The sequence below is a fragment of the Algoriphagus sp. genome (genome assembly GCF_029254265.1).
Taxonomy (GTDB): Bacteria; Bacteroidota; Bacteroidia; order Cytophagales; family Cyclobacteriaceae; genus Algoriphagus.
Window position 1 is genome coordinate 18,578 of the sequence record NZ_JAQWXX010000039.1, and the last position, 14,003, is coordinate 32,580.

General features: G+C 41.0%; 12 protein-coding genes. 4 read left to right on the forward strand and 8 right to left on the reverse strand.

Annotation, left to right across the window (positions count from 1 at the left end):
* Positions 1 to 89: 89 nt before the first annotated feature.
* The 3 genes from P8O16_RS05200 to polA all read right to left on the reverse strand — a co-directional run bounded on the left by P8O16_RS05200 (position 90) and on the right by polA (position 5,071).
* Positions 90 to 452, reverse strand: coding sequence for a TfoX/Sxy family protein (locus P8O16_RS05200; RefSeq protein ID WP_300311565.1), 363 nt, complete (start codon positions 450 to 452; stop codon positions 90 to 92).
* Between the two features lie 271 nt (positions 453 to 723).
* Entirely contained in the window at positions 724 to 2,097 is a 1,374-nt protein-coding gene (gene radA / locus P8O16_RS05205; protein ID WP_075348885.1) for a DNA repair protein RadA, read from the reverse strand.
* 145 nt (positions 2,098 to 2,242) lie between these two features.
* Positions 2,243 to 5,071 (reverse strand): DNA polymerase I, encoded by a 2,829-nt coding sequence (polA, locus tag P8O16_RS05210; RefSeq protein ID WP_300311566.1) that lies wholly within the window; start codon positions 5,069 to 5,071, stop codon positions 2,243 to 2,245.
* A 159-nt stretch (positions 5,072 to 5,230) separates the two neighbouring features.
* Here polA and P8O16_RS05215 point away from each other — a divergent pair, with 159 nt between their 5' ends.
* Positions 5,231 to 5,545: a hypothetical protein gene (locus P8O16_RS05215; protein WP_300311567.1), complete on the forward strand. Its 315-nt coding sequence runs from the start codon at positions 5,231 to 5,233 to the stop codon at positions 5,543 to 5,545.
* Positions 5,546 to 5,622: 77 nt separating this feature from the next.
* Here P8O16_RS05215 and P8O16_RS05220 read toward each other — a convergent pair whose 3' ends face one another.
* Complete coding sequence (locus P8O16_RS05220) at positions 5,623 to 6,060, reverse strand: hypothetical protein (protein ID WP_300311568.1); 438 nt, start codon at positions 6,058 to 6,060, stop codon at positions 5,623 to 5,625.
* Between the two features lie 74 nt (positions 6,061 to 6,134).
* Here P8O16_RS05220 and P8O16_RS05225 point away from each other — a divergent pair, with 74 nt between their 5' ends.
* The gene (locus P8O16_RS05225; RefSeq protein WP_300311569.1) at positions 6,135 to 7,814 is read left to right on the forward strand and encodes an amidase; all 1,680 of its coding nucleotides are present in this window, start codon (positions 6,135 to 6,137) and stop codon (positions 7,812 to 7,814) included.
* A 47-nt stretch (positions 7,815 to 7,861) separates the two neighbouring features.
* On the opposite strand, the gene P8O16_RS05230 is transcribed toward P8O16_RS05225, so the two are convergent.
* Both P8O16_RS05230 and gpmI read right to left on the reverse strand, forming a co-directional pair.
* Positions 7,862 to 8,428: a hypothetical protein gene (locus P8O16_RS05230; protein ID WP_300311571.1), complete on the reverse strand. Its 567-nt coding sequence runs from the start codon at positions 8,426 to 8,428 to the stop codon at positions 7,862 to 7,864.
* A complete protein-coding gene (gene gpmI, locus P8O16_RS05235) occupies positions 8,425 to 9,951 on the reverse strand; it encodes a 2,3-bisphosphoglycerate-independent phosphoglycerate mutase (RefSeq protein WP_300311573.1) in 1,527 nt (508 codons plus the stop codon). Before gpmI ends, P8O16_RS05230 begins: the two co-directional genes overlap by 4 nt.
* Positions 9,952 to 10,087: 136 nt before the next feature.
* On the opposite strand from gpmI, the gene P8O16_RS05240 reads away from it, so the two are divergent.
* Both P8O16_RS05240 and nadC read left to right on the forward strand, forming a co-directional pair.
* Entirely contained in the window at positions 10,088 to 10,486 is a 399-nt protein-coding gene (locus P8O16_RS05240; RefSeq protein WP_300311575.1) for a DUF4783 domain-containing protein, read from the forward strand.
* Between the two features lie 56 nt (positions 10,487 to 10,542).
* Positions 10,543 to 11,400, forward strand: a complete 858-nt coding sequence (gene nadC / locus P8O16_RS05245) for a carboxylating nicotinate-nucleotide diphosphorylase (protein ID WP_300311578.1) — start codon at positions 10,543 to 10,545, stop codon at positions 11,398 to 11,400.
* On the opposite strand, the gene corA is transcribed toward nadC, so the two are convergent.
* Positions 11,397 to 12,479, reverse strand: a complete 1,083-nt coding sequence (gene corA / locus P8O16_RS05250; RefSeq protein ID WP_300311580.1) for a magnesium/cobalt transporter CorA — start codon at positions 12,477 to 12,479, stop codon at positions 11,397 to 11,399. The two genes, nadC and corA, sit on opposite strands and share 4 nt — an antisense overlap.
* 55 nt (positions 12,480 to 12,534) lie before the next feature.
* Complete coding sequence (queG, locus tag P8O16_RS05255; RefSeq protein WP_300311582.1) at positions 12,535 to 13,473, reverse strand: tRNA epoxyqueuosine(34) reductase QueG; 939 nt, start codon at positions 13,471 to 13,473, stop codon at positions 12,535 to 12,537.
* Positions 13,474 to 14,003 lie beyond the last annotated feature (530 nt).

Sequence of the window (14,003 nt, forward strand, 5' to 3'; positions counted from 1 at the left end):
TGATGTATTTCGTTGAAGCTTTTGAACGCCCAAATTTAGGAGGCGGTTGTGTGTAATCTAGAAATTATAGAACAAAACCAAAAATACCTTCAACTCCTTCCTTTACTCTTTTTAGCAAATGGATTAAATTTTAAAGCTAAATCCACCCAAAACTCCAAGTCTTCATCCAAGTCATAGCCTTCTGGATAAACAAACACAAAACCCTTCATCGGTCGACCGGTAAATTCCATGGATCTGCAGCCAATCCGATTGGAATATTGAGTTTCTGCTGCCTCACCGATTCGAGCCATAATTCGATCTTCATTAGTTTTTTTATCTCGGACGATTCCTATACACATCTTATCTTCTACCATAAAGACCAAACCACCCATCATCGCTTTTTGATAAAAATTGACCTTTCGATCCATTAGAATTCGCTCGATTCGTTCGGCTAAATATTCATCGTATGCCATTGCTAAGTTGTTGTTTTTTTTGGCTGGTGCATTCCCTTATAATCTTCGCTTTTTATTGAATGGATCCAATACCGGACAGCATTCATTTAAAAATTTATAAGTGATTATGGGATTTAGCTTGGAGACGGGGGCATTCGGAGCCGTTAGCTTTAAGCCTATTCCTGACTTCTTAAAGATATTGATTTTCCTATTTATTCAGTACCGCCCGCTGCGGTAATAAAAATGTGACCTCTTAGTCGACTAAGGAAATATGTCATATAAGCCTGCCCTCCTAAAAAATTCTTTGATACATCTCCTCCAGCTTACTTACGGCAATCACCTGGATTTTATATTTCTTTAAGTCTAGCCCTTTGATCGCGTATTTGGAGACGATGATTTTCTTAAAGCCCAGCTTTTCAGCTTCTGCAATTCGGTTTTCAATTCGGGACACTGCACGGATCTCTCCTCCCAATCCTATCTCCCCGGCAAAGCAAAGTTCCTCTGAGACAGGGGTGTCCTCGTAGCTGGAGATCAAGGAGGCACAAACAGCTAAGTCCAAGCCAGGATCATCTACCCGGATTCCTCCTGCCACGTTCAGAAATACATCTTGCTGTCCTAACCGCATACCTCCTCGTTTTTCCAAGACTGCCAAAAGCATATTCAACCGCTTGGCATCATGTCCTGTACTACTTCGTTGAGGAGTTCCATAGGTCGCTGGGCTCACTAAGGACTGGATTTCAATTAGTAACGGGCGATTTCCCTCCATCATCGCTCCGATTGCCACGCCGTTGAGCACTTCTTCCCGCTGGGTCAAGAGTATCTCTGAAGGATTTGCGACAGTTCGAAGCCCCTCTGCACGCATCTCATAGATTCCAAGTTCATGCGTAGAGCCAAAGCGGTTTTTCGAAGTTCGAAGGATCCGATACGTCAAGTGCCGATCTCCTTCAAACTGCAAAACGGTATCTACCATATGCTCCAATACTTTTGGGCCGGCGATCGATCCATCTTTCGTAATATGACCGATAAGGAATACGGGCGTTCCGGTTTCTTTGGCAAATTTCATCAATTCAGCCGTACATTCTCTGACCTGAGAAACTGATCCTGCTGCTGATTCCACGTACTGACTATTCAAAGTCTGGATTGAGTCAATGATCAAAAAATCAGGCTTGAGTACTTCGATCTGTTGGAAAATCTGTTGGGTATTCGTTTCGGAGAGCACATAGCAATCCGGATTTTTGGCTTCCATGCGATCTGCCCGCATTTTGATCTGGGCTTCGCTTTCTTCTCCGGAAACATAAAGCACAGTTTTGCCTTGTAGCATCAAGGCGATCTGAAGCATCAGAGTTGACTTACCAATTCCTGGTTCACCCCCAATCAGGACCAGCGATCCTGGCACTATTCCCCCGCCCAAAACCCGATCAAGCTCTCCGTCCCGAGTGACCCATCGGGCTTGTTCTTCGTACTTGACTTCCTGAATTTTTCGCGGTGTATTTGCCTTTTTCATCCCGGAAGCAGGAGACTTCCAGTTGCCTTTTCCACTTTCTTCCTTTTGGATTACTTCTTCTACATAGGTATTCCATTCCCCGCAGGCGGGACATTTTCCAATCCATTTGGCACTTTGGGAGCCACAGTTTTGGCAGAAAAAAGAGGTTTTGGTTTTTGACATTTAGAATTACAGTGGTAAAATACGATTTAAGATATATGGAGAGATAGGTATCGAGGTACTAGATTTTGTGGACCCGAATGTTTCAATTAGCTATTCAGTTTCTTCAATGACTAATTTTAAACTTTAAATTTTTCAATTATAAATTTTAATGCGCTTCTAGCCAATCCATACCCGTTCCCACTTCGACTTCGACTGGAACTTTCATTTTGATTGCATTCGACATAAGGCCTGGGATATTGGCCTTGAGAATCTCGATTTCATCCTTGTGCGCATCAAAAACCAATTCATCATGAACCTGTAGGATCATTTTGGATTTTAGATTTTTGGTTTTCATCCAATTGTGGACATGGATCATGGCCACTTTGATCAGATCAGCTGCTGAGCCTTGGATCGGCGCATTGATTGCATTTCGCTCCGCAAAGCCACGCATGTTCATATTTCGACTGTTGATGTCTCGAAGATAGCGACGTCGGCCAAGGATAGTTTCCACATATTCGTCTTTCTGGGCTTTGGCGATCACGCCGTCCATATATTCTTTGACTGCGGGAAATTCTTTGAAATAGGCATCGATGATTTCTTTGGCCTCTCCTCTTGGAATGCTTAATCGTTGTGAAAGTCCAAAAGCAGAAATTCCATAGATAATTCCAAAATTTGCGGTTTTCGCTTTTCGACGCATATCTGTGGTGACTTCTTCCAGGGGAACTTGGAAAATTTTTGCTGCAGTAGTGGCGTGAATATCACGGCCGTTTTTGAATGCTTCTAGCATGGATTCATCCCCAGAAAACTCCGCCATGATCCGAAGCTCAATCTGTGAATAATCTGCTGCAAGTAGGATGTGATTTTCGTCCCGAGGGACAAATGCTTTCCGGATTTCCCGTCCTCGTGCTGTACGAATCGGAATATTTTGAAGATTCGGATTTACCGAAGAAAGTCTCCCCGTTGCTGCGACAAATTGATTGTAAGTAGTGTGGATACGACCGGTTTTCGGATTAATCAATAGCGGAAGAGAATCCACATAGGTTGATTTCAACTTGATCATCTGCCGATAATCCAAAATCGCCTGTGCGATTTCATGTTCATTAGCCAATCTGCTCAAGATTTCTTCTCCGGTAGCGTATTGCCCGGTTTTGGTTTTTTTGGCTTTTGGATCCAGTTTCAATTTTTCAAAAAGCACATCACCTAGTTGCTTTGGCGAAGCGAGGTTAAAGCGAACTCCAGCAATCTCATACACCCGCTTTTCAATCTCCTGACTTTCTTTTTCCAATAAAACAGAAAGCTCGGCGAGACTTTCTGTATCGATTTTTACGCCTTCAAACTCCATATCCGCCAGAACATTAATCAGCGGATTTTCCACTTCATTGAAGAGTTTCTCCAACTGATTTTCTTTCAAAATAGGATCAAATGCAGATTTTAATCTAAGTGTGATGTCAGCATCTTCAGCAGCGTAGCCTGTCACCTCATCCTCATCTACGTCACGCATATTTCCCTGATTCTTGCCTTTTTTTCCAATCAACTCTGTAATGGATACCGGTTTGTAGTTCAGGTATTGCTCGGCCAGCCAATCCATGGAATGCTTTCCTTCGGGTTCAATCAGATAGTGAGCAAGCATGGTATCATAAAGTGCACCTTTGACTTCAATGCCATAGTTTTTCAGTACTAGGATATCGTATTTGATATTTTGGCCAATCTTTAGAATTTCCTCATTTTCAAAAAGTGGGCGAAGAAGTTCTAAAATCGCCTGAGTTTCTTGTTGGTTTTCTGAACAAGGAATGTAATAAGCCTCACCAGTGACATAGGCAAAGGAAATTCCGACTAATTCGGCTTCCATGGCATTTACTGAAGTCGTCTCGGTATCAAAGCAAAGCTCAGTCTGCATCTGAAGGTATTCCAGCAATTCCTTGATGGCATCCTCCCCTTTGATTTTATGGTAATTGTGAAGATTGGAGTGAATGGTGTCCGCGGGTGCTTTTTCAGAGATTTCTACACTTTCCTCTTCAAAATCATCAGAACTGAAAGGAGTTGAAGTAGCAACAGGAGCTGCGCCGAAAAGGCCCAACTGTTCATTTTTCTGTACTGAAGCCTTTTCTCCAGATTTTTTAAAAACCCGAGAGGCTAGTGTTCGGAATTCGAGTTCAGTAAATATCGTCCGAAGTTTTTCCTCGTCTATTCCATCGTATTTCAAATCATCATGCACAAAGTCAATCGGCACGTCGATTTTGATGGTAGCAAGTTCCTTTGAGAGAATTCCCTGCTGCGCAAAGTTTTCCACATTCTCTTTTTGCTTACCCTTAAGGTCAGCTGTGTTTTTGATGAGTTCCTCGACCGTTCCATATTCCTTAAGGAGCTTCACAGCTGTTTTTTGACCGATTCCTGGGATTCCCGGGATATTATCCACTGCATCTCCCATTAGACCGAGAATATCTCGAACTTGATCAACACTCTCTATATCCCATTTTTCACAGATTTGTTTTGGGCCCATGACATCGACCCCATTTCCCATAAATGCCGGTTTGTAAAGAAAAATATGATCATCCACCAGCTGCCCATAGTCCTTGTCAGGTGTCATCATATAAACTGTGAAGTCCTCTTTCTCGGCCTTTTTGGCTAAAGTTCCAATGACATCATCTGCCTCAAAGCCATCTAATTCCAGGATGGGAATATTAAAAGCTTTGACGATTTCTTTGACCCAAGGGATGGCGATAGAAATATCTTCTGGTTGCTCTTGGCGGTTTGCTTTGTATGCTTCAAATTGAACATGCCGAAAAGTTGGGGCTTTGGTATCAAAAGCCACCCCAATGTGGGTAGGTTTTTCCTTATCTAATACCTCAAGTAGGGTATTTGTAAATCCCATCATGACTCCAGTATTCAATCCCTTGGAGTTGATTCGGGGGTTTTTGCTAAAGGCAAAATGTGCACGATAGATCAATGCCATCGCATCTAATAAAAATAGCTTATGGGGCTGATTTTGGGACATTTTAAAGGTATTTTAGAAAATTTTTACTGCTTATAAAGGCTGTCCAAGGTACAAAAAATACTGTGTAAAGGCAGAGAAAAATTCCCTGTGCGGTGATGAAATGACAGGTTTTGGCTATCTTATTGAAGACAAATTATTCATCACTTAAGGTAATGCACTATGAAAAAAACACTCTTAGTATTATTTCTGCTAATTACTGGCCCGATGGCCATGGCAGGTTCAGGCGATAAGTCTGATGGAAATAAAGATAAAATTGAGCTAACTGAGGCTCAACAAGCCCGACTGGATGAAATGAAAGCCCGAGTCGATGAAATCAAGGAAATGGATTTCGGAGCTATGTCAAGAGACGAGCGTAAAGAAATTCGTGAAGAATTAAAGTCAATGAAGGCCGAGGCCAGAGAATCTGGAAATGGGTTATACCTTTCTGTAGGAGCTATTATCATTATATTGCTTCTTTTGATTTTGATTCTTTAATTAGATCAGTTTCGTTGAAAATCAAAGAGCCTGCTTCAAAATCTTGAAGCAGGCTCTTTTGTTATTTTGGGTTAGGATTATTTTTCAGATTGGATCAGATACTTTTTAACGGCGTTAGCTCTCAGAATAATTAGAACCATTGGGACTAACCAAACCAACTCATTGAATATCAAGTGAAATCCGGATCGTTTGTTCCATCCTATATTTGGTAAAAAGCCAAAAGAAAACCATAAAGCGAGCAGGATTTTCCCAATGATTCCAATCCCAATCAAGTAGATCCAGCTAACCGGATAAAAAGCACTCACGAAAATGACCAAGCCAACAAGCAATCCAAAAGTGCCATAATAGGATGCACTCAGACCGTCAAAACTACCCTGACCCATCGAAAGCCAGTTGACCAAAGTTGGTCCAAACCACTTGAAAAAGGCCGACCAAGCGATGGTGTACATTCCGGCCAACAGGAGAAGGCCTCTGAAGTGCATGGGGAAAATTGGGAATGGAGCTTTTTGATCCATGAATGGTTTGATTATTTAAGGCTTATTGAACACCTTGTGGGTCTACTTGTTTGGACTAGCCACAAAATTATTCAATGAAACCTAATTACTCTCCTCGTTCCGCAGTTTTTATCTTACTGGGAGCAATTTCATTTCTGGCGCTAGGCTTTACGCTTGGCAAAAAAGCTGGAGAAATCACACCAATTTCGATCGAAGGCGCATCAGAGCTTTTCGGTGTTTCTTTTTCTCCTGCTGAAAAAGACAGTATGATCGGAAATCTGAAAAACCAACTTGGCAATTTCGAAACCCTTCGAAAAACGAAATTGGATAATTCCATTCCTCCCTCATTGGTTTTCAACCCACTTCCTATTGGTTTTGAACCTGAGCAAACTCAGAATCCTTTGGACTGGGGTTTGCCGACTTCAGTTTCTTTACCAGAAAAAGAGTCTGATATCGCCTATATGCCCGTTCATGAATTGGCAGTATTGATCAAAAATAAACAAATCAGCTCGGAGCGACTGACAAGAATTTATCTTGATCGGATAAAGACTTATTCGGATACCCTTCAATGCCTGATTACACTAATGGAGGATTCAGCCCTCGCGAAGGCAAAGGCGATGGATCAAGAGTTGGCCTCCGGAAAATACCGAGGTCCCTTGCATGGTATTCCTTTCGGAATCAAAGATTTATTAGCTGTAAAAGGCACTAAAACCACTTGGGGAGCAATGCCATACAAGGATCAAGTGATCGATGAGACTGCAACAGTTGTAGACAAATTGAATGATGCCGGTGGGGTGTTGGTAGGTAAATTTACATTAGGAGCTTTGGCAATGGGTGATATCTGGTATGGAGGCGTGACCAAAAACCCTTGGAATTTGAAGCAAGGTTCCAGTGGATCTTCTGCCGGTTCGGCATCAGCGGTGAGTGCGGGTTTGGTTCCTTTTGCAATTGGTACGGAGACTCTAGGCTCGATCGTATCTCCTTCGACACGAAACGGGGTTACTGGGCTGAGACCTACTTATGGAAGAGTGAGCAAGCATGGTGCGATGGCTTTGAGCTGGTCCATGGATAAAATCGGTCCGATCTCAAGATCCGCTTTGGACAATGGAATCGTGCTATCCATCATCAATGGAAAAGACGCAAAAGACGCCAGCTCAATTGCCGCGGCATTTAATTATTCCTCCAAAAAAGATGTAAAGAGCCTTAAAGTTGGCTATTTTAAATCCTTTTTCGAAGGAGATCGACCAGGTCAGGAAAATGATCGGAAAGTCATCGAATTACTTCAAAGCAAGGGTATAGAACTGCATCCCCTAGAGTTGAAAACCTCAGTCGAAGCTGGTCCAATGGTGATGATGCTGATGGTTGAAGGAGCGGCAGCATTTGATGAATTGACCAGACTGAATCTTGATGATCAGCTAGTGGCTCAAGGAAAAAATGCTTGGCCGAATGGTTTTCGTGCGGCTCGATTTATTCCTGCTGTTGAATATGTGCAACTTGCCAGACAACGAAGTGTACTGATAGAGGAAATGAATCAACTCATGAAGGATTATGACGTCATTGTGAGTCCAAGTTTTGCAGGTCGTCAACTTCAGATCACAAACCTTACGGGCTCACCGGCTCTTTGTATGCCGAATGGTTTTAATGATCAAGGTAGTCCGACTTCGATTACCTTGCTGGCAAATCTTTTTGAGGAAGATAAATTAGTCCTGCTAGGAGATTTTATCCAGAAAAATTCGGATTGGCAGGCCCAAAGACCACCCTTATTTAATAAATAGGTATTGAAAAAAAAGCCTCAAATTGAAAATTTGAGGCTTTTTGTGTGTTAGGGGCGAATAGCTCCCATAATCTTGATATTGCTCGGGTCGAGAAACCAGATTTTTTGAGTTGTCTCTATCGAATAGTGATCAACCTTTTGGGTTGCATTATTCATGTATAGATCTGCGAAAGTCGTTGACTTGTAGAATAGATTTTCCTCAGACATTTTCAGTGTAACAGATACTACTTTATCGTCGATGTAAGTCACTTTCATTTCTTTCAGCTTTCCTTTAGAATCAGGGAAAAGCGAATGGGTCAAAACATTGTTTTTCACCTGTGTATCGTAAGAAAGGAGAAGGGATTGCTTATTGATATCGGCCTGAATAAAAGTATCAAACTCTTGCATCCATTCAAACGTGGAAATGGTTGCTTCTTTCCGAACTTCTTTTCCTTGTACTCTACTGATCAAGATTACATTTGAAGAATCAAGATTTTTTGCCTGAATCTCCATGAATCCTTTCAGATCGAAATAGGGTAGTTTTTCTGGAGTTTTATTGGATCCTTCACCACAAGATCCTAATGCGAAAAGGAATAGGAAAAAAAAGCCAAATGTAAAATTATTCAGGTACTTCATTCTGTTAATAAAATATCACCAGTCATATCCGAAGGAATTTCAATTCCCATCATTGTTAAAATAGTCGGAGCCAAATCCCCTAGCTTCCCGTCTTTTACATGCATCACATCTTTTTTATCGACTACGATAAAAGGCACCAGGTTGGTCGTATGAGCAGTATTTGGACTGCCGTCTTCATTGATCATCATATCACTATTTCCATGATCCGCGATCACAATGATGGTATAATCATTTTCCAGTGCAGTGGTGACAACGCTTTCAACGCATTTATCTACAGCTTCACAGGCTTTTACCGCAGCTTCAAATGATCCGGTATGTCCTACCATGTCTGCATTTGCAAAATTGAGACAGATGAAATCCGCACTTTTCTTTTTGAGTTCGGGAGTTATTTTGGCTACGATTTCCAAAGCACTCATTTCCGGCTTCAGATCATAAGTTGCCACTTTTGGAGATGGGCAAAGTAATCTTCTTTCTCCCTTGAATTCTTGCTCTCTACCTCCGGAGAAGAAGAAAGTGACGTGAGGATATTTTTCCGTTTCTGCAATCCGAATCTGCTTTTTCCCAGCTTTTTCCAAGACTTCTCCCAGTGTATTCTTGAGATTGTCTTTTTCAAAAAGTACCTGAACACCATGGAAAGTGCTATCATAATTGGTGAAGGTAATGTAGTCGATGTTCAATTTTTTCATATTGAAATCCTCGAAATCGCGCTGGGTAAGTGCTTGAGTTATTTCTCTGCCTCGGTCAGTTCTGAAGTTGAAACAAACCACTAAATCTCCATCTTCAATGGTTGCCAAGGGTTGATTATTGGAACCTACATGAATGATTGGACGGATAAATTCGTCCGTCACATTGTTTTCATAGGATTTTTTAACGGCTGCCAAAATATCTTTTGAGCGCTCTCCTACACCATGTACCATTGCATCATATGCGAGCTTCACTCGCTCCCATCGATTATCTCTATCCATGGCATAATATCTGCCTACTACGGAAGCAATTTTACCGGTTGAGTGGTCTAGGTGGGCTTGAAGGTCTTTGATGTATTCCAATCCACCTTTGGGATCAGTATCTCTTCCATCGGTAAACGCATGGATGAAAACATCTGTCATCCCGTGTTCTTTGGCAGCATCACATAGTCCCTTGAGATGATTGATATGGGCGTGAACACCTCCGTCTGAAAGCAAACCGATGAAGTGAGTTTTCCGTTTTGCAGCCTTGGTTTTGGCAAAAGCGGCTGTTAAAACTGGATGAGTATTTAGCTCACCATTTGCGACTGCCAGATTGATTTTCACCAGATCTTGATAGACCACTCTTCCAGCACCGATATTCATGTGCCCGACTTCAGAGTTTCCCATTTGACCTTCAGGAAGACCTACAGCAAGTCCGGAAGCTTCAAGTTTGGCATTAGGATATTTAGTATAAAGGCTGTCTACAAAAGGTGTTTTAGCTTTATCAATTGCCGATACAGCAGGATTGGTCGCAATGCCCCAACCATCTAAAATCATTAAAAGTACTTTCTTCTCCATATCGCAAATATATTATATTTCAAGGCAAAGTCTTGATTTATGCAAAACATCATCTGTTCAAAATGATAGAATTTGAACGACTTTTTTTTGTAAATGGTCTACTCTTTTTTGGCTTAGTATTTGCCTAATCAGAGAAATGACCTTGACTCTAAGTTTGTTTTTATCTGTTTTCTTGTATCTCCAGCCCATTTTTGGGGATGAGGTGAAAATGGATTCCATCGATCCGGTAATCTCTGCGATTGATGGTGGGTCTAGTGGCGACCTTGCAAAGTTTTTTGATGCCAGTATCTCTCTTAATGTGAATGGGCAACAAGGAGAATACTCTAAAAACCAAGCGGAAATAGTGATTAAAGATTTTTTTAAAAAGAATCCTTCCTTGGGTTTTAAAGTGGTTTTTCGAAGTGAAACCAACCCTAGTTTGATTTCTTACATTGGTGATTATCAAAGTACAGAGAGTTCCTTCAAGGTGTTTATCCGAGTTAGTCAGCAAGGAGAAAACTTAAAAATCTACAGTTTAGACTTTGTGAAAGCATAGTTAATTTTTTAATTGAAAAAGGGAATTTCAGTTCGAAGGATTGCTTATTTTTGGCCATGAGACCCGAATATTTGACCGAAGAGGCCATCCAGAAATTTATCCAGTCAGCTTTTGCAGAAGATATTGGCCCTGGTGATTATTCTTCTCTATCAGCTATTCCTGAGGGAACTAAGGGTAGGGCAAAGCTGATCATAAAGGATGAGGGAACCTTGGCTGGAATAGAAATGGCAGAAAAGATTTTTAATGCCTTTGATCCCCGTTTAAAAGTAGAACGTTTGTTAAAAGATGGGGATTCGGTGAAGTTTGGAGATATTGGACTTATCGTATCAGGACCGGCAGCGTCTATTCTTTCTTCAGAGCGATTGGTTTTGAATTGTATGCAGCGAATGAGCGGAATAGCAACTGTTACGCATCGATTGACTCAGAAGATCATTCATACCAAAGCCAGGTTAATGGACACACGGAAGACCACTCCGAACTTCAGATTGATGGAAAAGTGGGCCGTGCACATTGGTGGAGGAGTAAATCATCGATTTGCATTGTATGATATGGTCATGCTCAAAGACAACCATGTTGATTTTGCCGGTGGAATTCGGAATGCGATTGAGCAAACCAAAAATTACCTTCATAAAAATAATTTAAGTCTCAAAATTGAAATTGAAACTCGCAACCTCCAAGAAGTCCGTGAGGTGATTGAAGTAGGAGGAGTGGATTACATCATGCTCGACAACATGGATTATGGAATGATGAAGACTGCAGTAGCGATGATTGATGGGCGGTTTTCGACAGAAGCCAGCGGAGGCATTACTGAAGATACCTTGGTGGAAGTTGCGAATTGCGGGGTAGATTTTATTTCAATGGGTGCTTTGACTCACTCAGTGAAAAGCATGGACATTAGCTTAAAAGCATACTAAATCCACTTTTTCCAACGGAAATAAAATAACATCCCTATTGTCGCAGTAGCCATTCCTGCTAAAACATAGAAATACCCATAGCGCCAATGTAGCTCTGGCATATGTTCAAAATTCATCCCATATACCCCAGCCACAAAACTCAAGGGAATGAATATGGTGGAGATGATGGTAAGGACCTTCATCACATTATTCATCTTGTTTGATAGGCTATTCATATACAGATCTAATACCCCAGAGGACATATCTCGGAACACTTCCAAAGTTTCAATTACCTGTATTGTATTTTCATACAAATCACGCATAAAAGGCTTTGTCTCCGGACTTATTTTATGCTCTGCGTATTTATCAAAACCGCCAATCACTTCTCGAAGCGGATAGACCGTACGCCGAAGCTCAGCCATTTCCCTTCTTTGTCGATATAATTGATTGAGCGTGTCAGTATCTGGGTCGTTCAATGCCCGAGCTTCTAGGAGATCTATTTTCTCTCCCACGTTCTCTAAAACCAAAAAATAATTATCAATTACTGCATCCAGCAAAGCATAAAGCAAATAGTCTCCTGATCGTTTTCTGATGTTTCCTTTAAACTCAACAATTCGTTCCCTGACATAGTTGAAAACATCTCCTTTTTTCTCTTGAAAAGTGATCAAAACATCGTCCATGAGAATAAAACTGATTTGTTCTTCTTCTATTTCAGATTCGGGAGAATGGGACTTGATCATTTTGAGAACTGCAAAAATATAATCATCAAAAACCTCCATTTTTGGACGTTGATCCACATTCAGAATATCTTCTAAGGTCAACTTATGGAGACCAAACATCGCCCCGACTTTTTCTAGAATCGCTACCTCATGTAAACCGTCAATATCAATCCAAAGGACTTTTTTCTTGGCTTTGAGAATCTCTGGAAGTTGATCTAAAGTAGCTTTTTCTTCGATCAAGGCTTCTTCATCATAAGAAAGGATACTAATATCGACGGTCTCGATCTTTTGGTCGCCGGTAAACACCAATGCTCCCGGGGCCAAACCAATCCGGAATTTACCTTTCTTCTTTTTCTTGGGTTTATTAGTAGGGACTTTCATCTAGCGGTTGAGTTAACTCAAGGTAATGTCAAGCAAAAGAAATTCAAAATTTGAGTTAGCCATCATTTTGGATAAACTTCAGATTTCGATTCAGTCCAGCGTATTTCGTTCGTTTTACGGCAGATTTTTTAAAAATTTTAGCAAAAGTCTCTTCCGTCATTTCCAACCATTCCCGATTGGAAAAATGCTTAAGATCGGGGTGAGGCTCAAATCTGGGTTCTTGATGTGGCTTTGAAAAACGATTCCAAGGACAAACATCCTGACAGATATCGCATCCGAAAGCCCAGTTTTCTAGCTTTCCCTTGAATTCGACTGGAATATTTTCTTTGAGTTCAATGGTCAGGTAAGAAATACATTGCGAGCCATTGACTACTCCTGGTTCCACGATCGCATCTGTAGGACAGGCGTCGATACATTTCGTGCAGGTGCCGCAGTAATCCTGGGTAATCGGGTTATCAAGACTGACTTCTAAATCAATGATCAATTCAGCGAGGAAGAAGAAACTCCCTTGTTGACGATTTAGAAGTAGGCTGTTTTTGCCAATCCAACCCAATCCAGCTTTTTGAGCCCATTGACGCTCCATGACAGGTGCAGAATCCACAAAGGCGCGCCCGTTGATTTCCCCGATTTCTTCTCTGAGAATTTCTAAAAATTCATTCAACTTTTCCCGAATCACCAGATGGTAATCTTCCCCGTAGGCATATTTAGCCAGTTTGATATCGTTTTTTCCTTCAGGTAATTTTTCTTCAGGGTAGTAATTGTAGATCAGCGAAACGACAGTTTTGGCTCCATCTACCAGCTTGGTAGGATCAAGTCGCTTGTCAAAGTGATTAGCGAGATAGGCCATTTGGCCTTGGTAGTTCTGATTCAACCAAGCCTCCAATCGAGGTGCTTCGGCCTCTAAAAATTCCGCTTTCGAAATGCCACAAAAGTCAAAGCCTAGGCGAGAAGCGGTGGATTTGATAATGGAGGCGTTTTTCTCTGCAAAAGTCATGAGGTAAAGATATAGAAAGCATATAAATCCTTAGCTCGAATGATGAGGATTCATTCTTTGAAACAGTGCAGATCAACCGAGAATTTTTTATTCTTATAATTGGAAAACAATTGGAATCGCAATTGACGCAAATCCAGGGACTAGAAATTATAGAAAAACAGTTACTTTCTTAACAGATTATTAAATGGACATTAATTATAAAATAAATGAGATTTTGAAAATTTGGAACCCAATAGGTGTTAAAGGAAAGGATCTTGATAATGAATATTTAAGGTATGTGGATGAAATTATTGAGTGTGTAAACAATAATAAAAATCTTATGGACCTAACTGAGGATATAGAAGGAAATCGAATTGGATTCTTTTATACTTCAAAGAAAGATAGAAAACTGGTGGTTGATCAGATATTAAAAATTTTTATGTATATCCGCAATCTTGCCAGTATGATTAAATCGAAGCAATGATGAGTCTGTCAAAGAGTTTTTGACCGAAGTATCTTCTGTTGAGCTTGTAACAAAACTCGTCCAGGTA